This window comes from Sphingomonas sp. CFBP 13714 (assembly GCF_014842205.1).
Taxonomy (GTDB): domain Bacteria; phylum Pseudomonadota; class Alphaproteobacteria; order Sphingomonadales; family Sphingomonadaceae; genus Sphingomonas; species Sphingomonas aerolata.
Genome location: NZ_JACYVG010000007.1, coordinates 26,731 through 53,611 on the forward strand (window position 1 = coordinate 26,731; position 26,881 = coordinate 53,611).

The following is a 26,881-nucleotide window of genomic DNA, read 5'->3' on the forward strand; positions in this document are numbered from 1 at the left end:
CGGTACGCCGCCCGCCTGACCATGATTGCGGGTGATTGCCGCTTGGCGTCGGCGCGCGGCCCGATGCCGCGCCGGGTGGTTCGACGCTTATAGCAGGGTGCGGCCCATCGGTGCGGCGGTGCGGGTCGGAAAGACGGGGCCGCGCACGGTCATCCGGCTGGCGGGATAGGGGCGCTGCAGTGCGACGACGTCGTCGTAGCGACCGGTGAGCCAGAGCGCGTGATCGTCCGGATGCAGGATGGTGATCATCGCCTTGGGGTGGATCGGCGCGACCAGTTCGTTCGCGTCGCAGGTGACCATCGCGAAATACCGCTGCTCGCCAATCTGGCGCCAGAATCCGGCGATCGCGAACACGTCCTGGTCGATGACGTCGAACCACATCTCGCCCTTCATCGGCTTTTTCCCGTCGCCGCGATCAACGGGGTCGGGCGTCCATTCGCAGAATTCGGTGAGCGGGATCAGGCACCGGTTCTCGGGGTTCGCGGCAAGGGCTTTCCACTGCGGCAGCGCGAGGTTGCGGACGTTGGTCATCGGCCATGGCGCCTGCCCGGCGGTCACGTCCCACTGCATCACGTCGAGCCCGCGGGCCCCGTCCTGCTCGCGGATCACATAGGCGCGGCTTTTGGGGTAGAGCTCGGTCGGATTGAACCGGTTATCCATCGGCCTTGGCGTCAGCCAGCCCGCGCCAAAGACCTGGGTCAGGGTTTCGGGCTCGCCCTCGAACCGCGCGCGATTACACATGGGGTGCCGATGCGATGCGACCGGCCGTCGCGCAAGCCCGTGGAAAGGAGCAACGGCCGGTCATGGCCGGTGCTCCGCCGTCTCCGGCGCCGGCTTCGGCTTCACGTAGCGGTCCAGCCAGTCCGTCATCTGCCACAGCGTCTCTTCGGTGGACTCGAGCGCGCGATAGCCGTGCGGCTCGTTCGGCAGGACGACGTAGCGCACGGTCGCACCATTGCCCTTGAGCGCAGCGTACATGCGTTCGGACTGGATCGGGAAGGTGCCGCTATTGTCGTCCGCGCCGCCGTGGATCAGCAGGATCGGGGCCTTGATCCGGTCGGCATAGGTGAAAGGGCTCATCTCGGTATAGGTCGGCGTCGCCTGCCAATAGGTCCGCTGTTCGGCCTGGAACCCGAACGGGGTCAGCGTGCGGTTATACGCGCCAGACCGGGCGATGCCTGCGCGGAAGAGATCGGTATGCGCGAGCAGATTGGCGGTCATGAACGCGCCATAGCTGTGCCCGCCGACCGCCATGCGGGTCCGGTCGGCGACCCCGAGCTTGACGACGGCATCGACCGCCGCCTGCGCATCCTGCTGGAGTTGCTTGACGTAGGTGTCGTTCGCCTCCGTGCCGCCTTCGCCGATGATCGGCATCGCCGGATTGTCGAGGATCGCATAGCCCTGGGTCAGCAGGAACAGGTGGCTGATGCCGCGCGGGCGCACGAAGCGATTGCCCTGGTCGACGGTCTGCCCGGCGACCTTCGCATCGGTGAATTCGGCGGGGTAGGCCCAGAGCAAGGTCGGCAGCGGCCCGTCGCGCTTCGCGTCATAGCCCGCGGGCAGGTAGAGCGACCCCGACAGTGCAAGCCCGTCGGCGCGGGGATAGGTGATCGTGCGCTGCGTCACGCCCGCGAACACCGGGGCAGGATCGGCGAACGCGGTGACCGGCTTGGCGCTGCCGCCCCTGACGCTGCGCACGACGTAATTGGGGGCGAGCTTTGCGCTTTCGCGGCGCGTGAGGATGCGCTGCCCGGTATCGTCGAGCATCGCGACGACGGTTTCGTAATAGGGCGGCTTGGCGGACCATAGCCGCGTCTGTTCGCCGCCTGTAAGCGGCAGCGTCGCGAGGAAGGGGAAGGCGCCCGGCTTGGTCGCACCGTCGCCAGTGACGTAGACGGCTTTATGGTCCGGGGTGAAGCGCATCACCGGTTTGCCCGCGGCGTTCGATTCGACGACCGGCCGACCCGGGTCGCCATATTGGTCCTGATAATTGCGGGTCAGCAGCGTCCGCGCCTGGCCCGGTCGCGCCGGTGCGACCGCAAGCCGGTGTTCGGTCCGCGACCGCCATTCGCGATCGACGACCATCGCGAAGCCGTCATCGCCCCAGAAGGTCGTCGCATAGCGCGCCGGGGTCATTGCCAGATCGACCGGCGCCGCTTCGAACGGTGCCGCCTGCATCTTGACCACGTCGTGGAAGGCGACCTTCGCACGCGGATTGCCGCCGTCGAGCGCCTCGGCCCAGACGAGCGTGGCGGGGGCGTCGGATCGCCACATCGCCTCGCGCGGTCCCTTGACGGCGAAGTCGAAGTCGACCGGAAGATCGTCGGCGAGCGGGCGATCGACCAGCGTCCGTACCGGCTGGCCATCGATCGTCGCGACGGCGATCTCGGTCGGGAAATAGCGCGCGGGCAGCAGATAGGAATAGGGGCGCTTGAGCCGTTCGGTCAGCAGATACCGACCGTCGGGCGAGACGCTGAACTCGGTGATGAGCCCGGGTGCCCCGATCGGTCGGGTGGCACCCGACAGCGCGATCCTGACGAGCTGGCCGGTGAAATAATGATCGAACAGGGCCTCGTCGTGCGCATCGCCGAGCAGGTCTTCATAGGTGCGCGCCGCCGACGATCGGCCGGCGCTTTCCTGGACGACGGGCCCCGTCGGCGTGTCGCCGGCGACGGGCGAGGGGCCGCGGTTCGCGGGGACGGTGTAGGCGATCAGCGCCGTGCTGTCGGGCATCCAGGTGAACGGCGTGCCGAACGTCCCGTTCAGGCCCTTGGCCACCATGCGCGCGCTGCCGTCACACGCGGCGATCCACAGCGAGAGACCGTCGGGCTGCTGCGCGTAGAAGGCGAGGCGGGTGCCGTCGGGCGACCAGTCGGGTGCGGCAAAGCGCAGTCCGGCAGGCAGCGCGACATTAATGGTCTTGCCGCTCGCCAGATCCTTGAACTGCAGCGCGTTCAGCCACTGCACGCGGACCTCGGCCTGGCCGTTGGTCGCGGGATCGATGCGATAGCCACCGAGCCGCAGGATCGGTTTGGACAGATTGGCGATCAACGGGAGATTCTCGCGACCGAGGATCGCGAGCGTCCGGTGGTCGGGGCTGACCGAGACGCCTGGGGTCGGCGGCGTCTCCAGCGCCCGCGCGATCGCATCGGGCGCGCGGTGATAGGGCGTGCCCGGTGTCTGCGCGCTGGCGCCGGAGACCACCGCGCCGGGTAAAGCGGTCGTGGTGACGAGGAGGAGAGCGATCAAACAGGCACTGGCGCGCATTCATAACCCCTTGTTCTGATATGTCAGGGGTGTGGCATGTCGGGCGGGCCGGCACCAGCGGCCCCGGCCTGCGTGGCAGCTGGCACCTCAGAATTCGCGGATGATGCGCAGGCCGACGCGCGGTCGGAATGGACCCGACACGGCCCGTTCGGCGCCCGCACCGATCTGCGCCGAGACCTTCCGCCCGATCGCGCGGTGCAGCTGTGGCATCAGGAGCCAATGGCCGCTCGCCCCCGTCTGCCGGTTCACCTCGAACCCGAGCACGGTGCCGTCATCGACATCCCAGAATGTCGAGTGATTGACGATCAGCCCGGTGCCCTTCGTGCTCCTGAGCGTCACGTCGCCCGCGCCGATCATCGTCATCGTGCTCAACCGTTCGCCGAAGCGGTTGCCGAGCAGATAGACCAGGCTGCTCGACCAGCCCCCATCGCGGCGATTGTGAAGCCCGAGATACTGGACGCCATGGATGCTGCGTCCGCCGCGAAACGTGCCGAACGTCCCCTGCAGCCCCATTTTGAGATCGGTCAGCCGGCCATTGGTGAACGGCAGCTCGAGCTCGACCGCAAAGCCGTCGGCGACCGCATATTCGACCTCGGGCGCCCATTCGACATGGCGCGACGGTCCGCTGAGATTGACCTGGGCGAGCGTGTTGGTCTCGAGCTCGCCGCGCCGTGCGCCGAGTGGCCGCACCATGTCGAAGATCATCGGTTCGGGGATGGCGGGGATCGCCGCGGACGTCGCCCCCGCAATCGCGGTCGCGCCCGGCACCGGCTGGGCCTCTGCCGATCGCGTCTGCGCGACAGCGCCGGTGCTGGCGGCAAGGAGGGCGGGGGCGCAGAACGCTGCGAGGGAGAACGGGGCACAGGGCCGCGCGCGGATGATCATGGTGACGGGTTCCGGTGGCTGGAGCATGAGGACATGCGCTCATCGCCGCGCCGACTTACGCCGACCTTACGCGGGCCCGCAGGTCGACTTCATGAAGCGCGAACAGCACCATCCCGATGGCGAGCGGGATCAGGAAATAGACCATCCGATAGGCGAGCAAGGCGGCGAACAGCGTCGCGCGGTCGATCTCGGGAAGGCTTGCCAGCATCACCGCTTCGAACACGCCCACGCCGCCCGGCGCGTGGGTGATGAGTCCCGTCGTGATCGCCACCAAATAGCCGAGCAACAGGCCGGGAAGCAGGGCAAGCGACGCGCCGGGCAGCAGGACGATCAAGACCAGCGCCGCGAGGACGAGATCGATGCTCGCCAGCATCATCTGGATCAGCGCCTGCCGCGTGCGAGGCACGGGGATCGAGCGGCCGAATGCGACGATCATCCGACCGCCACGCCGGTGGAGCAGGATCAGCACCACGCCCAGCAGGGCAAGGCTCGCCGTGCCGATCGCGGCGTGGACCGGGTAGGACATCGCAATGCCGGCAATCGCCAGCTTGTCGGGACTGGCGATCAGCCCGATCCCCAGCAGCAGGAGCACCCCGGACCAGAAGGTCAGGCCGGTCAGCACCATGACATGGCCGACTTCGCCGATCGTCAGCCCTGCGGGCCGGTAGATCCGCCACCGCGCGGTTCCGCCGGTCAACAGCGCGAACCCGAAATTATGGCTGAAGACATAGCTGGTGAACGAGGCGAGCGCCGCCCGGGGATAGGCAACCCGTCGCCCGATGACCCGCAGCGCGATCACGTCATAGCCGGTCAGCACGCCGTAGCTGGTTGCGGTGATCCCGGCCGCGAGCAGCAGCCGGACCCAGCCGATCCGCGTGAGCGCGTCGCGGACGTCGGACCAGTCGACCCCGTCGAGCAGGCTCGCGAGCGCCGACAGGGCGATCGCGACGACGGCGAGCATCGCGGCGGCGGCTGCCGTTCGCACCGACGACGATGACAGGCGGCGGCGCCATCCTGACGGCGCCCGGGCGCGGCGCTGTTCTGTCACGACGCTCAGCCCGCGGCCGACCGGTTCCGCCGGAGTGCCGACGCGGCACCCGGATCGGCGGTTGCCGACACCGTGTCCGTCCCCAACAGCGCACGATAGGCGTCGAGGACCATCGCCGACGCCGTGTCCCAGTCGTAGGCCGCGCTTGCCGCGCGTGCGGCCCGACCCATCGAAGCGCGCAGAGCCGAGAACAGCGCAAGACGGCGAACCGCGGCAACCGCCGCATCGAGATCGTTCGCGGCGAAGAACATGCCCGTTTCCTTGCGCAGCAGGTTGCGTCCGCTGGGGATGTCGACGCACACGCTCGGCAATCCCGATGCCATCGCTTCCAACGTTACGTTGCCAAAGGCTTCGGTAATGCTCGGATTGACGAAGATATCCGCGCTGGCGACCGCGCGGGCCAGCCTGTCGCCCGACAGGCTGCCGAGGAGGATCGCGTCGGGCAGTCGCCGCGCCAGCCAGTCCCGTTCGGGCCCGTCGCCGACGACCACCGCCCGGATCGTGGCGGATGATCCGCACATATCTCCGCTACCCGTGCGAACCGCGTCGATGATGTCGGCGAACAGCGCCGGTCCCTTCTCGCGGACCAGCCGGCCGAAGAAGAGCAGGACGATGTCGGTGTCGGCGATGCCCGTGTGCCGGCGCCAGGCCAGGTCGCGGTGGCGCGGGGAGAAAGCGTCGCGATCGACTCCGCGACCCCAGAGACGTGTCCGCTCGCCAAGCCCCTTGGCGGAAAACTCGGCGGCGATGGGAGGGGTGGGCACGAGGATCGCGGCGCTGCCGGTGTAGAACCGGTCGAGATGCCGTTCCAACATTGGCCGGATCAATCCCGCACCATAGAATTGCGCATAGGTCTCGAACCGCGTGTGCAGGCTGGCGACGATCGGGACGCCCATCGTCCGCGCCAGCCGCTGCGCCGCAACGCCGGTCCAGTCGGGGGCGGACAGGTGGACGATGTCGGGGCGGAAACGTTCGACATCGCGCCGCACGCCCGCCGGCAATCCGAGCCCCAGCCGATACTCGCCGCGACCTGGAATGCTGACCGACGGGACCGACACCAATGTGCCCGTGGGGGCAAAGGCGGGGCGGGGCGATGTCGGTGAATAGACCCGAACGTCGACGCCGTCGCGCTCGAGATACCCGACGAGGCGGTTGAGCGCTTGGTTGGCGCCGTCGCGCAGATAGTTGTAGTTGCCCGAGAACAGGGCGACCCGGCGCGGCTGGTCAGGCGCCGCACGGTCGCGGGACACCGCGGCGCGGGTCGCTGCAAGCCGTTCGAACGGGCCAAGGATATCGGACATGGAGACACTCTGATTTTTGCTGACGGCGCATCGCGCGACATCGATCGGGATCGAGGATCGGTCGGCCTATCCCGTCCGGCTTACGCCAGCCTTACAGGCGGCGATGGGCGCGGGCGGTGCGATCCGGGCAGCCCGACCGGGGAGCGTCGATGCGGATCCTGATCGTCGAGGATCATGCCGATCTGGTCACGATGCTGATCCGGCTGCTCGGCGAGGCGGGCTATGCCGCGGACGCGACCGCGACGGCCGCCGATGCACGGCTGATCCTGTCCTATACGCGCTATGCCGCGGTCATCCTCGATCTCGGGCTGCCGGACGGCGATGGCCTGTCGGTCGTGCGCGAATTGCGCGACCGCGACGATCCCACGCCGGTCATCGCGCTGACCGCGCGGGCGAGCGTCGCACACCGCGTGACCGGGCTTGAGGCGGGGGCCGACGACTATCTCGCCAAGCCGTTCGCGCCCGAGGAACTGCTCGCCCGCATCCAGGCGCTGCTCCGGCGCAGCGGCACGATCGTCGACCGGACGATCGATTGCGGCAATGTCCGGTTCGATCCGGCAACGCGCGAGGTCTCCGTTGCCGGCCGGCCGACCGTTTTGTCGGCGCGCGAACTGGAGGTGCTCGCCGGGCTGATCCGCCGCGCGAGCCGGGTGGTGACCAAGCAGCATCTCGAACAGCTGCTGTTCGGGCTTGCCGACGATCTCGGGTCGAATGCAGTCGAGGTCTATGTCCACCGGCTGCGGCGTCGTCTGGCGGAGTCGCAGGCGACCGCGGATATCGTTACGGTCCGAGGGGTCGGTTACATGCTGCTGGAGCGGGACGCGTGACGCGGCCGCCACGATCATTAATGGCGCAGATCCTGCGCTGGCACGCGATCGCAGTGCTGATCACCGCCGTCGCGGTGGCCGGCGGGGTCTATCTGTTTCTCGACACGACGGCGGCGCGGATCCAGCATCAGACGGTCCACGTCCATACCCAGGCCCTGCGCCAGGCGCTGTCGCAGGACGCGCGCGGCCGGTTGCACCTGACCCAGGACGGGACCAGCGCCGCGGTGTTCGCGCCGGGTGCGGGCTTTGCATTCCGCATCGTCGATCCGCGGGGTGCGGTCCTGTTCCGGTCGGACTCGCCGATCATGGTGCCGCTCGCGGCCATCCCGCTGAGCGACGAGGAGCGCTTCTTCCGCCGGCAGTCGCGGCACGCCTTCTATGCCGGCGCCAGCAGTCCGGCGCGCGTCGGAAGCGCACGCGTCTGGATCGTCGTCCTGCAGAACCTGACCCACCCGGACTATATTCTCGACGACCTGCTCGCGCAGTTCCTGCTCTACGGCCTGGCGATCGTGACGCCGGTCCTGCTGCTGCTGCTGGCGATCGACGTGCTGATCATCCGGCGTGCGGTCGCGCCGGTACGGCAAGCCTCCGCATCACTGCGGACGGACGATGCGCTGCCGCTCGATCTGCGGCTGCATGACGACCGGCTTCCGGCCGAGGTGCGTCCACTTGCGCGCGCGGTCAATGCGCTGCTGGAGCGTCTGACGTCGAGCTACCGCATGCAGCGCGACTTCATCGCCGATGCGGCGCACGAACTGCGCACACCGATCGCGGTGGCCAGGCTTCGTGTCGAGGAGGTCGAGGATGCCGCGTTGCGGGCGACGCTGCGCAGCGATCTCGACACGCTCGGCCGCATCGTCGAGCAGGTGCTGGAGATCGCCGAGCTCGAAACCGTCGCGCTGGATACCGCGGCATCGGTCGATCTCGTCGCGATCGCGACCGACGGCGTGGCCTCGATCGCACCGCTGGCGATCCGCCAGGGCAAGTCGATCGCGCTGTCGACGAGGGCGGACAGCGTGATGGTCGCGGGCCATGCGGCCTGGATCGCCAAGGCGCTGGGCTGCCTGATCGAGAATGCGGTCAAGCATAGCGGGCCTGGCCGTCGGATCGACGTGACGATCGGGACAGACGGCACGCTGGCGGTCTGCGACGACGGCCCCGGCATCCCCGAGGCGGATCAGCCGTCGATCTTTCGCCGTTTCTGGAAACGCGATCGTGCCGCATCTGCCAGCAGCGGGCTGGGCCTGGCGATCGTCGCCCAGGTCGCGGAGGCGCACGCGACGCGGGTGGTGCTCGCGTCGCAGCCGGGGCGGACCCGGTTCGCGATTACCTTCCGCGCCGCATTGATCCGCCGCTGATCGCGAGCCCATCTTCGCCACTGACGCGCTCTTATCGGGCATTGCACTATGGTCCACATAGCGGGCACGCGGTCGCAGAGGAATTTGGTATGACGAGTATTGCGGACGACCGTGGCCCCTTGGAGCCGGATGCGTCGATGCCAGGCCCGTCGAGCGGGCACCATCTCGGTCGGGGGCTGACGTTCGTGATGGCCGCGGCGGCCGGCGTTGCCGTCGCCAACATCTATTACAACCAGCCGATGCTGGGGATCATCGAGCGCGACCTGCCCGGGGCCGCGACCAGCCTGGTGCCGACCGCGACCCAGCTTGGCTATGCCGCGGGGCTGTTCCTGCTGGTGCCGCTCGGCGACCTGGTCGAACGCCGGCGCCTGATCGTCGTGCAGTTCCTGGGGCTGGCCGCGGCCCTGATCCTCGCCGCGATCGCCCCGAGCGCGGCGATGCTGATCGCCGCGTCGCTGCTCGTCGGGATATTGTCGACCGTCGCGCAACAGGTCGTGCCGTTCGCCGCGCATCTCGCAAGCCCGGAACGACGCGGTGCAACGGTCGGGACGGTCATGGCGGGGCTGTTGTGCGGCATCCTGCTCAGCCGGACGCTGGCGGGTTTCGTCGCGACGCATGCCGGATGGCGGGCGATGTTCTGGCTGGGCGTGCCGATGGCGCTCGGCGCGGGGGTGGTGATGGCGATGCGGCTGCCGCGCAGCGTCCCGACCGCGGATCTCGGTTATGCAGGGCTGTTGCGGTCGCTCGGCGGTCTTTGGCGGGAGTTCGGCACGCTGCGCAAGGCGGCCATCACGCAGGCGCTGCTGTTCGGCGCGTTCAGCGTGTTCTGGACGATGCTCGCACTCCATCTGCAGAGCCCGCGCTTCGGTCTGGGGGCGGATATTGCGGGTCTGTTCGGGGTGGTCGGCGCGGTCGGCGTGCTCGCCGCGCCGGTCGCCGGGCGTATCGCCGACCGCCGCGGTCCCAGGCTGGTGATCCTGCTCGGGGCCGTGCTGACGCTGGCAAGCTGGGCGGTCTTTGCGCTGTGGAGTTCGATTGCCGGACTGGTGGTCGGCGTGATCCTGCTCGATTTCGGTGTGCAGAGCGCGCTCGTCTCCAACCAGCATGTCGTTTACGCCCTGCGGCCCGAGGCCCGCGCCCGGCTCAACACGATCTTCATGGGGGCGATGTTCCTCGGCGGCGCGGCGGGATCGGCCGGCGCGACCTGGGCATGGCACATGGACGGCTGGGTCGCGGTCACGGGCCTGGGCGCGGCCTTGTCCGCGGCGGCGCTGCTGCTTCAGGTCGTCGCGGCCGGACGCCGGCGCTGATCCGTCGACGCGCCTCCGATTTCAGCCACTTGCGCCGATCGCCCCTGCGGGCAACAACCATGCCGGGTCCTGGGAGTTCGCCAATGCATCGTCGCACCTTCATCGCATCGCTGCCGGCGGCTGCGATGCTTCCGACACTCGCTACTGCGCAGCGCGGTACAGCCAGCACCGACCCCGCCCCCGGCCCGGGTCAGGGGGCAGCACCCGCGACGGATATCAATCCTACATTCTGGGCGCCCGGCGAGGAGCGCTTCTTGCGCCCCGACGTCCATGCCGGCGACCGGCCGATCGGCGCGAGCTTCGCGTCGCGCACCGCGGTCTATGGGCTCAACGGCGCGGCGGGGACCGCGCACCCGCTCGCGACGCAGGCGGGAATCGACATCCTGCGGTCGGGCGGGTCGGCGGTCGATGCGGCGATCGCGATCAACGCGTGCCTCGGCTTTCTCGAGCCGACGTCGAGCGGGATTGGCGGGGATGCCTATGCGATGATCTGGGATCCCAAGGCCAAGGCGGTGGTCGGCCTCGCCGGGTCGGGTGCATCGCCGCGCGGCCTGAGCCTGGAAACGGTGCGGTCGCGCGCCAGGAACGACGCACTGCCGCCGCTCGGCGCGCTCAGCGTGTCGGTGCCGGGGACGGTCGACGCGTGGTGGACGATGCACCAGCGCTACGGAAAGCTGCCCTGGGCGGACCTGTTCCAGCCCGCGATCGCGCTCGCCGAAGCGGGCGCGCCGGTGCCCGACATCATCGCTTATTATATCCGCCGCAGCCTCACCGCGTTCCGCCGTCCGGGGAACGGGCTGGAGGAGTCCGCCAATGCGCTGCGCACCTATGGGCTGGCGGACGGCAAGGGGCCGGCGGCGGGGGGCGTGTTCCGCAATCCCGACCTCGCACGCACCTATCGCGCGATCGCGAGCGGTGGACGCGATGCGTTCTATGAGGGCGACATCGCGCAGACGATCGAACGCTATTTCAAGCGGATCGGCGGGTGGCTGTCGGCGGCGGATCTCGCCGCGCACCATTCGGAATGGATCGCGCCCAGCACGACGGACTATCGCGGCACCACCGTCCACGCGCTCGGCGCGAACACGCAGGGGCTGGCGACGCTCCAGATGCTCAACATCCTCGAACGGTTCGACCTGAAGGGCGCAGGCTTCCAGTCCGCGCTGTCGATCCACTTGCAGGCCGAGGCCAAGCGCCTCGCCTATGAGGATCGCGCGCGATACTATGCCGATCCGCACTTCGCCAAGGTGCCCGTCGAGTGGCTGATCTCGAAGGACTATGCCGCACAGCGCGCCAAGCTGATCCGGCCCGACCGGCTGCTTACCCCGGTCTATCCGGGCCAGGCCCCGAGCCACGGCGACACCACCTATTTCAGCTGCGCGGACAAGGACGGCATGATGGTGTCGATGATCCAGTCCAACTTCCGCGGGATGGGATCGGGCCTCGTCGCCGATGGCCTCGGCTTCATGTTCCAGGATCGCGGGCAGTTGTTCAGCCTGAAGGACGGTCACCCCAACATCTATGCGCCGGGCAAGCGGCCGTTCCAGACGATCATCCCGGGCTTCGCGACGCGCAAGGGCGCGCCGTGGATGAGCTTCGGGGTGATGGGCGGCGACATGCAGCCGCAGGGGCAGACGCAGATCATCGTCAACCGCGTCGACTACGGGCTCGAGATCCAGTCGGCAGGGGATTCGCCGCGCTGGCATCACGAGGGATCGTCGCAATCGATGGGCGAGGATTCGCCGGGGCTCGGGCCCACTGGGCTGCTTCGCCTCGAGACCGGGGTGCCGGTCGCGACGCGCAAGCGGCTGGCCGACATGGGCTGGACGATCGGCGATCCCGATGGCGGCTTCGGGCGCTACGAATGCGTCGAGCACCGGATGGACGGCGACACCCGCGTCTATGCCGCGGCGAGCGAGATGCGCGCCGATGGGTGCGCGCTCGCCTATTGAGCAGGGCGGGGCTGGCCTAGCGGTCCAGCCCCAGTGCGACACGGTCGGCCGTCGCGGCGGCGAGTTCGGCGCGCGCGGAGGCGATGCGGGCCTGCGCGTCGATCAGGCGGACGCGCGCATCGGTCGCGGTCTCCTCGCGCTGGTTGACCAGGAAGAAGTCGCCCGATCCCAGCTCGAAGCGGCGGCGTTCGGCGACCGCGAGCCGGTCGGCCAGGCTGCGTTCCTCCTCCGCGATCCCGGCGAGCCGTTCGGTCGCGCCGACCGCGATGACGATTCCCTCGACCTCGATCGCGATCTGGTCGCGCAGGAAGCGACTGCGCTGTGCCAGTGCGTCGATCTCGGCGCGGGCTTCGGCCACGCGTCCCTTGGCGGCGCGATTCTGAAGCGGGACGCTGAAGCGGAAGCCGACCGCCGCTTCGAGCGGCGTGCGGTTCGGTCCGCCCAGACCGACCGGGCCGACATCCTTGCCGACTTCACCGCGCAGGTCGAGCCGGGGCGACAGATCGTTTTCCGCCAGCATCAGCCGCGCGGTCGACTGGTCGATCCGGGTCAGGATCGCCCGGTAGTCCGGCCGCGTGACCGCTGCCGCGCTCGATCCGGTCGGCGCGACGCCGGCAAGCGCGCTCATGTCCGCGGGCAGCCGGTCGGGTGATACGAGCAGCGGCGCCCCCGCATCGTCGCGCAGATAGAGTGACAGCGTGTTGGCGGCGGTGGCGATATCCTGTTCGGCGCGCACGACGAGCGCGCGCCGGCGGACAAGGTTCTGGTCGTTTTCGGTCAACAGGATCTCGGGTCGTGCACCCAGCGTCACCAGCCGCCCGATCGCGCCGCGCCGCCGTTCCGCCAGATCGAGGAGGTCGCGATAGGCACGCAGTCGCAACCCTGCGGCGACCCAGGCCTGATAGGCGTCGACCGCGCGGCGCTGGACGCCGATCGCGACCATCTGGGCTTCGAACCGCGCGACGTCGATGTCCGCGCCGGCGACGCTGCGCCGCGTCCGGCGTTCGTCGACCACGCGGTCGCGCAGCAAGGCGAACAGCGCGCCGACCTTCGCCTCGCCCAGCCGGTTGGTATAGGCCTGATCCTCATAGACCGGAAAAGTGCCTCGCGACGCGCGGTAGCCGCCATAGACATAGCCGCCATTGGTCGTCAGCGGCCGGGTCACTCGGCTCTCGACCACCGTGCCGTCATAATAGCCCGCGACGCGCGACTTGCCGTCGACGTCGAACACCGTGTCGAACGCGCCGTCCGCCGACAGCGATCGCCCCTCCGCCTGGCGGACGCGCGCGAGTGCCTCGACGATCTGCGGGGCGGACCGCGCGGAGGCACCTAGCACCTCGTCGAGTGTCAGTGGGGCGGCCTGCGCGATCGCTGCCACCGGGGACAGCAGCATTAGCAGTGCGGCGAAGAACCGGGTCACTTCTTGCCGCCCTCCTCGTCGGAGGCCTTCGCGTCCATGCCCTTGGCCTCGCCCTTTGCTGCGCCATAGGCTGCCGCGGCCGGACGCCGGCCGAATTCGAGCGGAAAGTCGTTGAGCTGGCGCCAGAGTTCATAACCGACCAGCACCGTCTCGCCCTGGACCCAGCCGCGCACCTTGCCGCCGGGGCGGACGAATTCGCGCGCGGGCCAGGCGGGCTTGCCGGGCTGGGGCTCGACCAGGATGCGGAACAGCCCGTCTGGCGCGGCATTGGGATCGATCGTGCGGACGCGGCCGTCGAACATGCCCTGTGCAACCGATGGCCAGCCGCTGAACTGGATCGCGGGCCAGCCCTCGAATTCGAGGCGGACCGGTCGGCCGGGACGCAGCACGGGCACGTCCCGACCGTCGACGAACAGTTCGACCGCACGCTCGACGCGCTCGGGGGCGATAACCGCGAGCACCGTGCCGGGCGACACCATCGATCCGCCGGTCGTGGCGTTGAGCTGCTGGACGCGACCGTCGCGGGGTGCGCGGACCATCTGAGCGGACTGGCGGTTGAGCTGGATGTCGATCCGGTTGAGCTTGGCGCGCGCCTCGGCCAGCTTGGCGCCTGCATCGGCGACCTTGATCTGGGTCTGCTCATAATCGCGCCGTGCCGCCAGCCCCTCGGCGAAGAGCTGCGCAGTACGCGACACGTCGATGCCGGCGACCGCGCGGCTTTGCTGGACCGCGGCGATCTCCGCCTCGACCTGCGCGCGCTCGGCGCGCAGACGTGACAGCAGATCGGGGTCGAGATCGACGACGCGGGCGATCGGATCGCCGCGTTCGACATGCTGTCCGTCATGCACGTACCAGCGTTCGACGCGGCCCGGCACGAACGCCGTCACCTGCTGCTGGCGATCGTCGGGATCGAGCGCGACGACCTGGCCGGTGCCGTTGGCGGTCTGCACCCAGGGGACCAGCGCCATGATCGCGACCGCGACCACGATGCCGATAAACAGCAGCCACGCGACCGTCACCGCGCTGCGCGGCGCGCGCATCTTCGCCAGTGTCGGGAAATGTGCGACGCGATCGGGACTATACGGCATCGTTCGACTCCGTATGCGCGTCGGCGATCAGCGCGGCATGGGTGGCGAAGCGTCGCTGGCGATGCGGTTCGAGCCGGAACCAGCCATCGAGGACGATGTCTTCGGGCCGGCCGGTGCACAGCAAGGTGGTCGTCCCGGCCGCCTTCAGCCGGCGCAGCACGTCCGCCAGCCGCTCCGCGGGGATCAGGTCGCACAGCTGCGAGAGCATCAGCACGCGTGGTCGCACGAGCAGCGCGCTGGCAAGCTTGAGCGCGACGACCTCGCCGATCGCCAGCGGATAGCCCGACGCGGCTAACGGGGTGTCGAGCCCGTGCGGGAACTGCGCAACGCGTTCGCGCAGGCCCACGGCGTCGAGGACTTCGAGCATCCCGCCCGGGTCCGACCCAGCCGCTGCGGCAAGCGACAAATATTCGCGGATCGTGACCTCGACGATCGTCGGCCGGTCGAGCACCATCACCGCCGATCGCAACAGATACATGTCGAACGTCGCCATGTCGGCGCCACCGACCGTGACCAGCCCGCGCTCGGGCACGATGTGGCGCTTGAGCACCATCGCCAGCAGCCGTTCCGCCCCGCCATCCGCCAGCGTGACGAGCTGTTCGCCCGCCGCCAGCGAGAAGTCGAAGCGCGCACCCTCCACCTCGACCGCCTCGAGCCGGACGGCACCATCGCCGGGCGCCTGTCCCGCGGTGGCGGCCGCCTGTTCCTGGGGAATCGCGAACAGCAGCGACAATTCCTCCGCGCTCGCGATCAGATCATAGAGCGTGTCGAGATACCAGCCGAGCTGCGACACGCCGTAAAACACGCCGCTCAGGATCAGCTCGGCCGCGACCAGCTGTCCGATCGACAGTTCGCCGCGCAGGATCAGATTGCCGCCGAGCGCTAGCAGCGCCGCACTGGCAAAGGCATAGAGCAGCAGGAAGGCGACGGTCTGCGCGAAGCTGTAGCGGAAATAGCGTTCGTGGCGGTCGACATAGGTGGCAGTGACGGCTTCGGACCGATCCATCGCGAAATCGAGATGACGGCTCGATTTGTAGAAACCGTTCGATCCGCCCAGGCTTTCGAGCCAGCGGGCGGCCTCATGCTTGGCGTGGCTGAGCGCGACCGCGGACCGGATCGATCCGCGCGACCAGATCGTCCAGATCGCGAGCACCAGCAGGATCAGCAGCGCGTTGAACGCGAGGAAGAAGGGGTGGTAGAAACTCGTCACGACCAGCCCGACCGCGGACTGGAGGATGATCGTGAACGCCCCGATCACCAGGCTCGGCACCGCCTTCTGCACCACGACGAGATCGAAATAGCGGTTGAACAGGTCGCCGCGATTCTGATCGGCGAAGAAGGGGTTCTGCGCGTGGACGGCGCGTTCGGTGATTTCGGCGACGACGCGCGCGAAAAAGCGCCGTTCGAACAGCGCCATGACCCAGAAGCGCATCGCGCTGAGCCCGGCCACGAACAGCAGCAGCACGAGCAACAGCCCGGCCAGCGTCCAGAGCGGTGCGGGCAGCGCGGTGTTGGCGACGCTGTTGATCAGCAGCTGCACCGAGATCGGCGTGGCGAGCGACAACAGGCTGATCGCGACGCCGTACACCATCGCGAGGCGGAGATAGGGCGTATCGGGTCCGACGATCTCACCCAGCCAGCCGCGCGCTTCACGCCATCCGATTCGTTTGCCTGCCACCTGCGTCATCCAACTGCTCGAGTCCGCAATTAGAATCGCCGCACAGCCTTATTGATACAACTACGGGGCGGCTATATCATCGATAGGATAAACCTATGGGCCAACCGCGCGCAACAGGTCGGCGATCAGGTGATAGGCGGGGGCACGGCCTGCGCCGATGCGCCACAGCAGTCCGATCTCGCGATATTGTCGGCCATGGCTGAACGGCCGCACGATGACGTCGCCACCGTCGCGCACTTCCTGGCGGACATAGAGCTCGGGCAGCAATGCCAGCCCCATGCCCATCCCGGCCATCTGCCGGATCGCGTCGAGACTGGTGCCCTCATAATCATTGAGCACGACCGCGCCGACTTCGCCGGCGATCGCGGCGACCTGTTGCGCGAGGCGATAGTCCGCGACGAGCGTCAGCAGGTTCTGGCCGCGCAGATCGGCCATCTCGATTCCAGCCTTGGGGCTCAGCGGATGGTCCGCCGCCATCGCCAGATACAGCGCCTCACGGAACAGACGCTCGGTGTGGAACCCGCGCCCCGCGACCGGGAGCTGCGCGAGGATCAGGTCGTGGTCACCCGCCGCGAGTCCCGCGGTCAGCGCGGAGGGCAGGCCTTCGCGGACATGAATGCGCAGCGTCGGATGGTCACGGTGCAGACGCGCGACGAAGGTCGGCAGCAGATAGGCGCCTAGCGTTGGCGATACGCCCAGCCGGATCGTCCCGACCAGCGCGTCCGCCGAAGCGACGCGCACCTCCTCCAGGTCCGCGAGGTCGAACAGGATCCGACGCGCGCGCTCGAGAAGCTCGCGGCCGAGCGGCGTCGGGATCGCAGGCCCGCCGCGCTCAAAGAGCGGCGCACCGAGAATCGTCTCGAGCGCGCGGATCTGTTGCGAGAGCGACGGCTGGGACACGCCCATCCGTTCGGCCGCGCGGGTGAAGCTGCCGTTTTCGGCGAGCGCGACGAAATAGCTGAGCTGGCGGATGGTGGTCCTGGGGCGATGCATGCGTCATCCTATCGCGCCCGAGCCGGCCGTGCGCACCTGTTATCGCGTCATCGCCCGGTGCTGCGATCAGGTCAGCCAGCCCCCGGTAAACCCCGCGCGCTGCAAGCCGCGGCGGATATGCGGATTGCGGCGCATGGTCGTCCAGACGAGGCCCGTGCGCCAATTCTCCATCATGACCACGATCGCGCCCTGGTCGATGCCCAGATAATCGTCGTCCACCCAGCCCGCAGCGGGATCGACGCTGCCATGCTTGAGCGGCACCGACGTGGCCGTCAGCGTCGGGTTGAACGAATCGAGAAAGCCGTATTTGCCGTAGATGCGGGCGCCGTAGCGGGCGTGCATCGTCTCGATCGCGCGGCGCGACAATTCTGGTTCGAACGCGATCGATGCCGCCGCCGCGGTCGGGGCCAGCGTCCCGTCGTCCCGGTCGCCGACGCCGCGGGCCGCATAGCTGAAGAATTCGCGGCGGCGGCCACCGATGTCGGTGGCGAAATCGCCGGGGCCGTCGCATGCGGTCAGCCCCCAGACGTCGGGGCCATAGCCTACCCAGCCTTCGGGGTTGGCGATCGCATAGGCGCGCTGCGCGCGGACCGCGCGGCGGCTGTTCTCGAAATAATCGATGCCCTTCGCCGTCATGTAGCGGTCGCGAATGCCGCGAAAGTCGATCCAGCAATGGCTGTACTGATGGATGAACAGCGCGGGAAACTGGACGTGCGGCTCGCCGCCCCAGCGGTCGCCCCACTGCGCGTCGAACCGGCTCGTCCACGCATCCCAGCTCTCTGCCGGCAGCGCGTGCGTCGGCGAGCCGAGCGCGAGGATATAGAGCAGCAGGCCTTCGTTGTAGATGTTCCAGTCATGCGGGATGAAGCCGCTTTCGGGGTGCCAGCCCATCGCCATGAACGGCGCACGCGGGGTGATCCAGGTCCAGTCGATCGCGGCATAGAGCTGGTCTGCCAGCGCACGGATCCGGACGTCGCCCGGATGCTCGGTATCGAACCAGCTCTGTGCGAACAGCACGCCGCCGATCAGCAGCGCAGTGTCGATCGTCGACAGTTCAGCCCGCGCGAAGCGGTGACCCTTGGTCCGGCCGAGGAAATGGTAGAACAGGCCCTTGAAGCCGCTGTCGTCGCTACGGCTGTCGCCCTGCGGGGCGGCCGCGAAGAATTCGAGCGTGGCCAGGGTCCGCGCGCGCGCCTGGTCGCGCGTGATCCAGCCATTCTCGACTCCGATCGGATAGGCGGTGAGCGCGAAGCCGACCGCGGCGATCGACGCGAAGGACGGTGTGGGCCAACGATCGGGTGCAAGACCCGTGACGGGATCGGTCGTGTCCCAGAAATAGCGGAAGCTGCGGTGATGGAGGTCGGCGAGCAACGCGCTCGGCATCGGCGTGGCGATGGTCCCGGGGCGGGGTAGGGCCGCGCTGGGGAGGGGCGCACTGGGGCGGAACGGCGCGGCGCAACCGGCCATGAGTCCCGCCAGGCCGAGCGTGCTGTGGCCCAGCATCTGCCTGCGATCGATCATGATGTCCTTCGGGTCTGGTCTTCAAAAAAAGCGGGGGCGTGGCTGAGCCACGTCCCCCGGGGCAGGTCAGAAGGAGAAACCCGCCGACAATTTGACCGTGCGCGGTGCGTTGCCGCCCGTGCTGTAGGTCGACCGCCGACCGTAATTCGGGTCGAGCGGGCTATTGTTGAAATCGACGTAATTGCGGTCGTTCATCACGTTCAGAATATCGAGCCGCATGCGGATCCTGGTCTGATCGGAGATGAAGCCGAGCGGGATATATTTCGTGAACGCGAAATCGAGCTGTCGGCGACCCCAGAGATCGCCAAGGCCATCGGCCTCGCGCCCGACCAGCGTCCGCGAGAACGGATCCGAATTGTCGATGAACGCCTTGAGATAGATCGGCGATTCGATCTGGAACTTGGTCGAGATCGTCACCCCGATCGGTGTATCGACGCTGCCCGCAATGACGAACCGGTGGCGCGGCACGCCCGACGAGCGCAAGGTCGGATAATCGGAGAGCTGGGCGAAATCGAGCGAATAGGTTTCGCCGAACTGCCGGTTCTCGTCGGCCTGCGTGTAGGTGTAGGTTGCGTCGATGCTCCACGGCGAGGCCGCCGAATAGGTCTTGGTCAGCTTGAAATAGACCGCATCGGAATTGGTCTTCAGGCCATTGGTGCCGAGAATGATCGACCCGAAGCCGTTCGGCGAGAAGGAGAACGGCGACTGCGGCACGTCGGTCGGGTTGGCCGGATCGTTGAAGAAGAAGCTTCCATCGGGGCGGCGGTTGCCGAGCAGGAATGCAAACCCGTCATTGCTCTCGATATGCGTGAAGCCCAGCTCGAGTTCGACCGGCGAGAAGCGGCCGCGCAGACCAAGGCTGAACTGGTCCGAATAGGGCAGCTTCAGGTCGTTGTTCATCATGACGATCGCGCGGCCGCCGCCGCTCGCCGAGGTTGCCAGCTGCTGACGTCCGGCCTCGGTCAGATAGACCGGATCCCATGCGATACAGGTCTGGCTGGGTACACAGGGGTTGAGTGAATCATTGCCGATGAAGTTGAACGTGCGGACCTGATAGGCGCCCTGGCTGACCTCCTGCTGCAGGAAGTCGAACTGGTTGCGATCATAGGAACGGCCATAGCCGCCGAACATCGAGAAGCGTCCGGCTTCGTCGAAGCGATAGGTGAATCCCAGACGCGGCTGCCAAGCGCCCTTGAACGCCTTCCGGTTGTTGCCCGTCGAGATATAGTCGTTGATGTCGTAGTCGGCGCCAATGAGGTTGCCGTAATTGGCGGGTGACACTGCTGCGACATTCTCTGCCGAGGTGGCATAATCGAGATAGGCCGGCGTCCGCTCATAATCCCAGCGCAGGCCAAGATTGAGCGTCAGGTGATCGGTGACGTCCCAATCATCCTGCGCATAGAAACCGATCTGGAAATTGTTCGACCGGACGTTGGGATTGCCCGCCGCGACGGCGGCGCCGAACTGGAGCTGGTAGGGCAGCGTGTCGTTGAAGGCGACGCCGGGGATCGCGTTGACGTCATAGGTATATTGCGGGTTGGTCAGGTTCTGCTCGCGCGTGTTGAGCTTCACCCATTTCGCCTTGGCGCCGACCTTGATCGTGTGCCCCTGAAGGCCGGTGAAGGTGAAATCGTCCTGGACGGTCCAGCCCTTTTGCCCCTTGGTCTGGAAGTTGCCGCCGGCGCCGGCGCGAAGCAGATCGGTGCGCTGCGTGCCGCTGCCGATCCGCTGCGTCGCCTGGAAGAATTGCGTGATGCCGTCGGTCGCGGGCGTCGGCGAGAAGACCACATCCTCATACGAGACGCGCGCGTCGTTGATCCACGTATTGCCCGTATGCTGCCAACGCAGCAGGCCGCGCTTGTCGACGACCTTGTTCAGCGTTGACGTGCTCGCGCCGTTGATACCCGTCGCGTTCTGCAACCCGGATTCGTTGCGATATTTGCCCGACAGCTCGATCAGATCATTGTCCGTCGGCACGATATCGATCTTGCCGAAATACAGGTCTTCCTTGAACCGCTGCGCGAAGGTGCCGAAATCGTCCCGATATTGTTCGGGGATCGACGCGACCGGATAGCCGTTCTCGGGTCGCACGTCGTACGGGCTGGTGATGCGCTTGCCTTCATAGGTGAAGAAGAAGTGCGCCTTGTCCTTAATGATCGGGCCGCCCAGGGCCGCGCCGAACTGCTTGTTGCTCGTGTCCACCTTCGGAATCGTGGTCGGGAAAATCTCGCTCGGGCGACGGTCGCGCAGCTTCTGGTTGGTGTAGTCGAAGAAGCCCTCGCCGTGGAATTCGTTCGTGCCCGACTTGGTCACCGCGGTGATCGCGACCGAGCTGACCTGGTCGAACTCCGCCTTGTAGTTGGACGACAGCACCTGATATTCGCCGATGCCGAGCTGCGGGAAGGGGTTGCCGGGCGACGAATCCTGGCCGGTGATGCCGTTCTTGAGGACGTAATCCTTCTGGCTGACGCCATCGACGAAGACGTTCACGGTGCGGCTGTCCTGGCCGCCGCCCTGGATGCGCGACGCGCCGCTGGCGTCCTCGATGAAGCGGACGCCCGGTGCGAGATCGGCGAAGGCAAGGAAGTTGCGGTTGTTCTGCGGCAGTTGCTCGATCAGGCGCTGCGTGATGTTGCTGCCGACCTGGCCGCCCGACAGCGAGCGGATCCGGTTGCCGGTGACGACGATCTCGTCGCCCGTGCCGCCGGCGGCCGGAGTCGCCCCGGTGTCCGCCGTCGGATCGGGTTCGGCACCGGGCGTGGCCGGCTGCGTGGCGGGGGGCGTCGCGGCGCTCGACAGGTCGAGGTCGAGCCCGGCGCTCTGCCCGACGCGCAGCGTGAAGCTGTCGGAATTGCGCGTACCGGTGCGCTGCTTGATTTCGAGGCGATAGGTGCCTGCGCGCAGCGACGCGAAGTTGTAGCCGCCACCGGCGTCGGCGGGCACGGTGCGACGCAGGCCGGTCGCGACCTCGACCGCGGTGACTTCGACGATCGGATTGTCCGCCGGCGCGGTGATCGTGCCGCGTAGCGACGCCTGGCCGACCTGGGCGGCTGCCGGCGCGGGGGCGAACAGCACCCCGCCGGACAGCGCCGTCAGCGAAAGCGCTGCCGCACGCAACATCATCTTGGTCATGGTCGTTCCCCTGTTCCCGATTGATCGGGTGTCTCGTTGTGGATTGTGGATAGAAATGCGTTGGTTCGTGCCGGGTCGGGCTGGCCGGTCGATTCACGGATGACGACGACCGGGATGCGCTGCTCGGGCAGGCCATCGTCCTGCCCGGAAATCGCGCCTGCCAGCCGTGCGACGCCGCGCGCACCGAAGGCCGCGATATCGATGCTCGCGGTGGTCAGCGACGGCGTGATGAGCCGGGCGAGCGGGATGTCGTCAAAACCGGCGATCGCAATCTGCTCCGGAACGGCAATCCCGGCCCGTTTCAGCGTCATCATCGCGCCGATCGCCATCATGTCGTTCGCGGCGAAGATCGCATCCGCGTCGCACCCCTCGTCGAGAAGGGTCGCGGCGGCGGCGATGCCCGAGGGTTCGTTGAAGTCCCCCGGCAGGATGCGCAGCATGACGCCCGCACGCGCGCAGGCGTCGCGCGCGCCGCGACACCGTTCCTCCGCATCGATATTTCCCTCGGGGCCAGTGATATGGACCAGCCGGCGGCGGCCGATCGCGATGAGATGCTCGACGATAGCGGCGGCACCGGCGGCGTTGTCGATACGCAGTTCGGCGCGGCCGAGTTGTCCCGGCGCACAGTTCAGCAGCACCGCGGGCATGTCGCGTGGCAGGTGCGCGAGCAGCTCGTCCGCCGCGACCTGAGGGGCCATCACCAGCAGCCCGTCGACCCGACCGCGCATCGCGTTCAGCGCCGCCACACCGCGCGCCGCGTCGCCGTGCATCCTCATCAGCATCAGGTACAGCCCGCGCTCCGACGCCTCGCGGTCCATGCCGCGCAGCAGTTCGGAGAAGAATTCGCCGTGAAGATCGGGGATCACCACGCCGATCATGCCCGAACGGGCCGAGCTCAGGTGTCGCGCCGCGGCATGCGGGACATAGCCGAGCCGCGTCGCGACCTCCTCGATATGCTTGCGCAATTCGGGGCGGACGCTGGCAAGCCCGTTCATCGCGCGCGACACGGTCGCCACCGACACCGCCGCCTCACGGGCAATATCACGGATCGTGGCGTGCGACATGGCTGGTCAGGATCCCCTCTGGTGTCGGCCGTCGTTCGCGGCTGGAAATGTTGTTCTTGATGTAACCGGTTACATGATCCAGAAACGGGGATCAAGAACCTTGCAACGATCATCAGCCCGGTGGAGCCGGGCGGTCGAAGCAGGCACGGGCGAAGGGTTAGCGGATGACGGCGGCGACGATGGCACAACGGACGATTTCACGACGGGCGATGATCATGGGGGCGGGCGCCGTCACCGCCTGGGCAGCAAGCCCGGCGCGCGCGCTGCTGCAGCAGACGGCGCAGGCGCGTGCCCTGCCTGCATCGGTCGAAGCCGTGCTCGCGCGCATGACCGTCGTCGAGAAGGCCGGGCAGTTGACGCTGATGGCGGCGGCTTGGGCGGGGGGGGCGGCGACCGCGCTCAACCCGGCGGGCGGGTCGTCGAGTTTCGACGAACAGCTCTCAGCGGTCCGCGCCGGGCGACTGGGCGGGGTGTTCAACGGCAATGGCGCGGTGATGGCGCAGCGGATGCAGACCGCTGCGATGCGCCAGTCGCGGTTGAAGATCCCGCTGCTGTTCGCCGCCGACGTGATTCACGGGCTGCGCACCGTGTTTCCGGTCCCGCTGGCAGAGGCGGCAAGCTTCGATCCCGAACTTGCGCGGCGCACCGCCCGGGCCGCGGGGGCCGAGGCGGCGGCATCGGGGATCGACTGGACGTTCGCGCCGATGGTCGATGTCGCGCGCGACGCGCGTTGGGGCCGTGGTGTCGAGGGGGCGGGCGAGGATGTCCTGCTCGGCCGGATGATGGCGGCCGCGCGGGTCCGCGGGTTCCAGGGCGAGCGGGGACTGGCGGCGTCCGACGCGGTCGCGGCCTGCGCCAAGCATTTCGCGGCTTATGGCGCGGGCGAAGCCGGGCTCGACTACAACACGGTGGACGTGTCCGAGCGTACGCTGCGCGAGGTGTATTTTCCGCCGTTCCAGTCGGCCTTCGACGCCGGCGCTGCGACGACGATGGCGGCGTTCAACGAGATTTCGGGCGTTCCGGCGACCGCGAATGCGTGGCTGCTGACGCAGATCCTGCGCCGTGAATGGGGCTTTGGCGGGCTGGTCGTGTCCGACTATACCGGTGACGAGGAGCTGATCGCGCACGGTTTTGCGACGGATGCGCGCGAAGCGACCAAGCTCGCCTTCATGGCCGGCGTCGACATGAGCATGCAAAGCGGGTTTTACCTCGCGCATCTGCCGGCGCTCGTCGCGGCGGGCGAGGTGCCGATGGCGCGGCTCGACCAGGCGGTCCGCCGCGTCCTCGCACTCAAGGTCGCGCTCGGATTGTTCGACGATCCGTTCCGGCGGATCGACCCGCGTTGCGAGAAGACGCGGATTCGGACGCGCGAGACGCTGGCGCTGGCCCGCGATGCGGGGGCGCGGTCGATCGTCCTGCTGAAGAATGAGGGCGCATTGCTGCCGCTGCCGCGACAGGGACGGCGGATCGCGCTGATCGGCCCGTTCGCGGCCGGGCAGCACGACCTGATCGGTCCGTGGAACGTGTACGGCACCGACGCCGAAGCGGTCGATCTGGCGACCGGTATCCGGGCCGCAGTGGCCGATCCGGCGCAGGTCAGCGTGACGCCAGGGTCGGGGATCGACGATCCGCTCCCCGGCGGGATTGCCGCAGCCGTGGCCGCCGCACGCGCGGCCGATGTCGTCCTGCTGGCGGTCGGCGAGAGTCAGCGCATGTCGGGCGAGGCGCAGTCGCGGGCGTCGATCGTGATCCCCGCGGCACAGATGGCGCTGGCCGAGGCGGTGGCCGCGACTGGCACGCCGATCGTCGTGCTGCTGCGTACCGGCCGTGCACTGGTGCTCAGCGACGCGGTGCTCAAGGCGCCGGCGATCCTCGTCACTTGGTTTCTGGGATCGGAGGATGGGCCGGCGATCGCCGACATTGTGTTCGGCAAGACCGGGCCGTCGGCGCGGCTGCCCGTTTCCTTTCCGCATGCCACGGGGCAGGAGCCCTATCATTACGACCACAAGAACACCGGGCGGCCCAACCCGCCGGGCCCGTTGCTTGAATATAAGGCGCGTTACCGCGAATTCGCCAATGCCGCGCTGTTCCCGTTCGGTCATGGCCTGACCTATGGCGCGATCGACTATGAGTCGCTCGATCTCGGCACTGCGCGTCTGTCGACCGATGGCGCGCTGACGGTGCGCGCAACGATCGCCAATAGCGGCACCCGCGCCGCCGAAGAGGTCGTGCAGCTCTATATCCGCGATCTCGCGGCCAGCGTGACGCGCCCAGTGCGCGAACTCAAAGCGTTTCGCCGTGTCGCGCTAAAACCGGGCGAGCGGCAGGTCGTGTCGTTCACGCTGCGTCGCGACGACCTGCTCTTCATCGGCCAGGATCTCGTGCCGACGGTCGAGCCGGGCCGCTTCTGCCTGTGGATCGCGCCGTCCGCACAGGCGGAGGGTGTATCCGGGGAGTTCCAGCTCGTCTGACGATCATCGATGCGGTGAGGCCGCCCCTTGTGCGGGCGCGCGTGATCGGGAAAGGCAATGCGGGTGAAGCGGGTCGATCAGCATGGTGGTTCCCCGGCGGCGGCGGGACGCCTGCGCGCGCCGCTGATGCTGGCGCTGATGCTCGTCGCCGTTGCGGCATTCCGCATCCACACGGCACAGTATTCGTTGTGGTATGACGAGTTGGCGTCGCTCGAATTCGCGCGCGCGCCCGTGGCGCGGCTGTGGAGCAGCTGGATGCTGCGCGAGACGAACCCGCCGCTGTTCTACACTCTGCTGTCGGGCTGGATCGCGCTGGTCGGCCAGGATGATGTCGCGGTGCGGCTCCTGCCGATCGGTATCGGCATGGTGGGGATCGGCGCGGCCTATGGGCTAGGGCGAGCGGTCGGGGATGCGAAGGCCGGGCTGCTCGCCGCCGCGCTGCTGTCGCTCTCCGCGCTGGGCACGGATCTGAGCCAACAGCTGCGCGGCTATGCGCTCGCGCAGCTGGCGGTGCTGCTCGCCTGCACCGGGATGGTGCTCTATCTGCGTCGCCGGACGCTGGGTGGCCTAGTCCTCTACGGCATTGCGACGCTCATCGGCCTGTATACGCATACGACGGTCGCGCTGTTTGCCGGGTTGGCGGGGGTGACAATGCTCTGGTTGCTGTGGAGTGACCGACGGGCACAGGCGCGGTGGCTGGCGACGAACGTCGCGGTGCTGGCAGGCTGGGGATGGTGGGCGATGATCAGCGTCCGCCAGATGACAATGCCCGTGACCAATATCGCGTGGATCGCCACGCCGTCCTGGCGCGACGCGGTCGCGATGACGGCGCAGGTCTATCTGCCGCTCTTTCCCCATGAGACGGGGATTGCGGGTATGCTGCTGCTGGCAGGCCTGTTCGCCGGGCTCGCAGCGTGTGCGGTACGTGCGGCGCGACCGGAAGTGCGGCTGCTCGCTGTCCTGACGATCGGCGCGCCGCTACTGCTGTTCGCGATCAGCCAGCGGGTGCCAATATTCCTGCCGCGCACGCTGAGCTGGGCGAGCGGACCCGAGCTGGTCTTCGTGGCGCTCGGCGTGACGCGCATAAAGTCGCCCCCCGTCGCCCGTGCAAGCGGCGCCATCCTGCTCGGCCTGAGTGCCATCGGCCTGGCGAGCTGGCTGCCCAGCCGTGAGCGCGAGCACTGGCACCAGGCCGTGGCCCTGATCGGGAGCCATAAGCCCGCGCTCGTCATCGTCGGCGACGATGCGGTCGCGCTGGCGCTTGATCGCTATCGCTCAAACGCGGAGCTCAAGGGCGCGAGACCGATCGTCGTTCAGTCGGCCTATCGTGAACGCTGGGCCGACGGGCTGTATTCGGGCACGCATTTGTCGCCCGCCGCCGCGCTTGCGGTGATTCGCGACCGGGGTTGCGCCGCGGTGGTCGAATGGGGACCCTTTCATCCGCCGATACTTGACGATCCGGCGGTGACCGCCCGACCGCTCACCCGTGACACCACCCCGGCGGTGACGCTGATCGATATCCCGCGGGCGCGCCAAGCATGTCGGCCCTGATCTGAAGCCCGTCAA

Annotated in this window: 18 protein-coding genes; 6 read left to right on the forward strand and 12 right to left on the reverse strand. The window is 68.1% G+C overall.

Annotation, left to right across the window (positions count from 1 at the left end):
• Positions 1–87 precede the first annotated feature (87 nt).
• The 5 genes from IFT54_RS15705 to IFT54_RS15725 form a co-directional block, all read right to left on the reverse strand.
• Positions 88–741, reverse strand: coding sequence for an SOS response-associated peptidase family protein (locus IFT54_RS15705; protein WP_192071322.1), 654 nt, complete (start codon positions 739–741; stop codon positions 88–90).
• A 60-nt stretch (positions 742–801) separates the two neighbouring features.
• Positions 802–3,267: a S9 family peptidase gene (locus IFT54_RS15710; protein ID WP_192071323.1), complete on the reverse strand. Its 2,466-nt coding sequence runs from the start codon at positions 3,265–3,267 to the stop codon at positions 802–804.
• Between the two features lie 87 nt (positions 3,268–3,354).
• Positions 3,355–4,152: a hypothetical protein gene (locus IFT54_RS15715; protein WP_244649108.1), complete on the reverse strand. Its 798-nt coding sequence runs from the start codon at positions 4,150–4,152 to the stop codon at positions 3,355–3,357.
• Positions 4,153–4,207: 55 nt separating this feature from the next.
• Positions 4,208–5,137 carry a lysylphosphatidylglycerol synthase domain-containing protein gene (locus tag IFT54_RS15720; protein WP_192071324.1) on the reverse strand — a complete coding sequence of 310 codons (930 nt, stop codon included), beginning with the start codon at positions 5,135–5,137 and terminating at the stop codon, positions 4,208–4,210.
• Between the two features lie 68 nt (positions 5,138–5,205).
• Positions 5,206–6,501: a glycosyltransferase family 4 protein gene (locus tag IFT54_RS15725; RefSeq protein WP_192071325.1), complete on the reverse strand. Its 1,296-nt coding sequence runs from the start codon at positions 6,499–6,501 to the stop codon at positions 5,206–5,208.
• A gap of 149 nt (positions 6,502–6,650) precedes the next feature.
• Here IFT54_RS15725 and IFT54_RS15730 point away from each other — a divergent pair, with 149 nt between their 5' ends.
• The 4 genes from IFT54_RS15730 (at position 6,651) to IFT54_RS15745 (ending at position 11,948) form a co-directional block, all read left to right on the forward strand.
• The gene (locus tag IFT54_RS15730) at positions 6,651–7,328 is read left to right on the forward strand and encodes a response regulator (protein WP_192071326.1); all 678 of its coding nucleotides are present in this window, start codon (positions 6,651–6,653) and stop codon (positions 7,326–7,328) included.
• Positions 7,325–8,686 (forward strand): ATP-binding protein, encoded by a 1,362-nt coding sequence (locus IFT54_RS20930; protein WP_192071327.1) that lies wholly within the window; start codon positions 7,325–7,327, stop codon positions 8,684–8,686. The genes IFT54_RS15730 and IFT54_RS20930 overlap by 4 nt, the downstream gene beginning before the upstream one ends.
• A 137-nt stretch (positions 8,687–8,823) precedes the next feature.
• A complete protein-coding gene (locus IFT54_RS15740) occupies positions 8,824–9,996 on the forward strand; it encodes an MFS transporter (protein ID WP_192071427.1) in 1,173 nt (390 codons plus the stop codon).
• A gap of 83 nt (positions 9,997–10,079) precedes the next feature.
• On the forward strand, positions 10,080–11,948 hold the full coding sequence (locus IFT54_RS15745; protein ID WP_192071328.1) for a gamma-glutamyltransferase family protein: 1,869 nt from the start codon (positions 10,080–10,082) through the stop codon (positions 11,946–11,948).
• Between the two features lie 16 nt (positions 11,949–11,964).
• Here the strand turns inward: IFT54_RS15745 and IFT54_RS15750 are convergent, their stop codons facing one another.
• The 7 genes from IFT54_RS15750 to IFT54_RS15780 all read right to left on the reverse strand — a co-directional run bounded on the left by IFT54_RS15750 (position 11,965) and on the right by IFT54_RS15780 (position 22,844).
• Positions 11,965–13,368 (reverse strand): TolC family protein, encoded by a 1,404-nt coding sequence (locus tag IFT54_RS15750; protein ID WP_342354847.1) that lies wholly within the window; start codon positions 13,366–13,368, stop codon positions 11,965–11,967.
• On the reverse strand, positions 13,365–14,456 hold the full coding sequence (locus IFT54_RS15755; protein WP_192071329.1) for an efflux RND transporter periplasmic adaptor subunit: 1,092 nt from the start codon (positions 14,454–14,456) through the stop codon (positions 13,365–13,367). The genes IFT54_RS15750 and IFT54_RS15755 overlap by 4 nt, the downstream gene beginning before the upstream one ends.
• Positions 14,446–16,134 (reverse strand): ABC transporter ATP-binding protein, encoded by a 1,689-nt coding sequence (locus tag IFT54_RS15760; RefSeq protein ID WP_192071330.1) that lies wholly within the window; start codon positions 16,132–16,134, stop codon positions 14,446–14,448. The genes IFT54_RS15755 and IFT54_RS15760 overlap by 11 nt, the downstream gene beginning before the upstream one ends.
• 93 nt (positions 16,135–16,227) lie before the next feature.
• Positions 16,228–17,127, reverse strand: a complete 900-nt coding sequence (locus IFT54_RS15765; protein ID WP_159511622.1) for a hydrogen peroxide-inducible genes activator — start codon at positions 17,125–17,127, stop codon at positions 16,228–16,230.
• A gap of 66 nt (positions 17,128–17,193) precedes the next feature.
• Positions 17,194–18,648 carry a glucoamylase family protein gene (locus IFT54_RS15770; protein WP_192071331.1) on the reverse strand — a complete coding sequence of 485 codons (1,455 nt, stop codon included), beginning with the start codon at positions 18,646–18,648 and terminating at the stop codon, positions 17,194–17,196.
• A 66-nt stretch (positions 18,649–18,714) separates the two neighbouring features.
• Positions 18,715–21,780 carry a TonB-dependent receptor gene (locus IFT54_RS15775; RefSeq protein ID WP_244649110.1) on the reverse strand — a complete coding sequence of 1,022 codons (3,066 nt, stop codon included), beginning with the start codon at positions 21,778–21,780 and terminating at the stop codon, positions 18,715–18,717.
• Positions 21,777–22,844 carry a LacI family DNA-binding transcriptional regulator gene (locus IFT54_RS15780; RefSeq protein WP_192071332.1) on the reverse strand — a complete coding sequence of 356 codons (1,068 nt, stop codon included), beginning with the start codon at positions 22,842–22,844 and terminating at the stop codon, positions 21,777–21,779. Before IFT54_RS15780 ends, IFT54_RS15775 begins: the two co-directional genes overlap by 4 nt.
• Before the next feature lie 164 nt (positions 22,845–23,008).
• Here IFT54_RS15780 and IFT54_RS15785 point away from each other — a divergent pair, with 164 nt between their 5' ends.
• On the forward strand, positions 23,009–25,315 hold the full coding sequence (locus IFT54_RS15785) for a glycoside hydrolase family 3 N-terminal domain-containing protein (RefSeq protein WP_446740678.1): 2,307 nt from the start codon (positions 23,009–23,011) through the stop codon (positions 25,313–25,315).
• A gap of 63 nt (positions 25,316–25,378) precedes the next feature.
• Positions 25,379–26,866 (forward strand): glycosyltransferase family 39 protein, encoded by a 1,488-nt coding sequence (locus IFT54_RS15790; RefSeq protein WP_192071333.1) that lies wholly within the window; start codon positions 25,379–25,381, stop codon positions 26,864–26,866.
• The last annotated feature ends 15 nt before the right edge of the window (positions 26,867–26,881 follow it).

Coding starts and splice junctions, on each gene's coding strand:
- IFT54_RS15745 (WP_192071328.1), top strand. CDS start 10,080: ATGCATCGTCGCACCTTCATCGCATCGCTGCCGGCGGCTGCGATGCTT.
- IFT54_RS15740 (WP_192071427.1), top strand. CDS start 8,824: ATGCCAGGCCCGTCGAGCGGGCACCATCTCGGTCGGGGGCTGACGTTC.
- IFT54_RS15785 (WP_446740678.1), top strand. CDS start 23,009: ATGACGGCGGCGACGATGGCACAACGGACGATTTCACGACGGGCGATG.
- IFT54_RS15710 (WP_192071323.1), bottom strand. CDS start 3,267: ATGCGCGCCAGTGCCTGTTTGATCGCTCTCCTCCTCGTCACCACGACC.
- IFT54_RS15725 (WP_192071325.1), bottom strand. CDS start 6,501: ATGTCCGATATCCTTGGCCCGTTCGAACGGCTTGCAGCGACCCGCGCC.
- IFT54_RS15705 (WP_192071322.1), bottom strand. CDS start 741: ATGTGTAATCGCGCGCGGTTCGAGGGCGAGCCCGAAACCCTGACCCAG.
- IFT54_RS15715 (WP_244649108.1), bottom strand. CDS start 4,152: ATGATCATCCGCGCGCGGCCCTGTGCCCCGTTCTCCCTCGCAGCGTTC.
- IFT54_RS15765 (WP_159511622.1), bottom strand. CDS start 17,127: ATGCATCGCCCCAGGACCACCATCCGCCAGCTCAGCTATTTCGTCGCG.
- IFT54_RS15780 (WP_192071332.1), bottom strand. CDS start 22,844: ATGTCGCACGCCACGATCCGTGATATTGCCCGTGAGGCGGCGGTGTCG.
- IFT54_RS15770 (WP_192071331.1), bottom strand. CDS start 18,648: ATGATCGATCGCAGGCAGATGCTGGGCCACAGCACGCTCGGCCTGGCG.
- IFT54_RS15730 (WP_192071326.1), top strand. CDS start 6,651: ATGCGGATCCTGATCGTCGAGGATCATGCCGATCTGGTCACGATGCTG.
- IFT54_RS15775 (WP_244649110.1), bottom strand. CDS start 21,780: ATGACCAAGATGATGTTGCGTGCGGCAGCGCTTTCGCTGACGGCGCTG.
- IFT54_RS15755 (WP_192071329.1), bottom strand. CDS start 14,456: ATGCCGTATAGTCCCGATCGCGTCGCACATTTCCCGACACTGGCGAAG.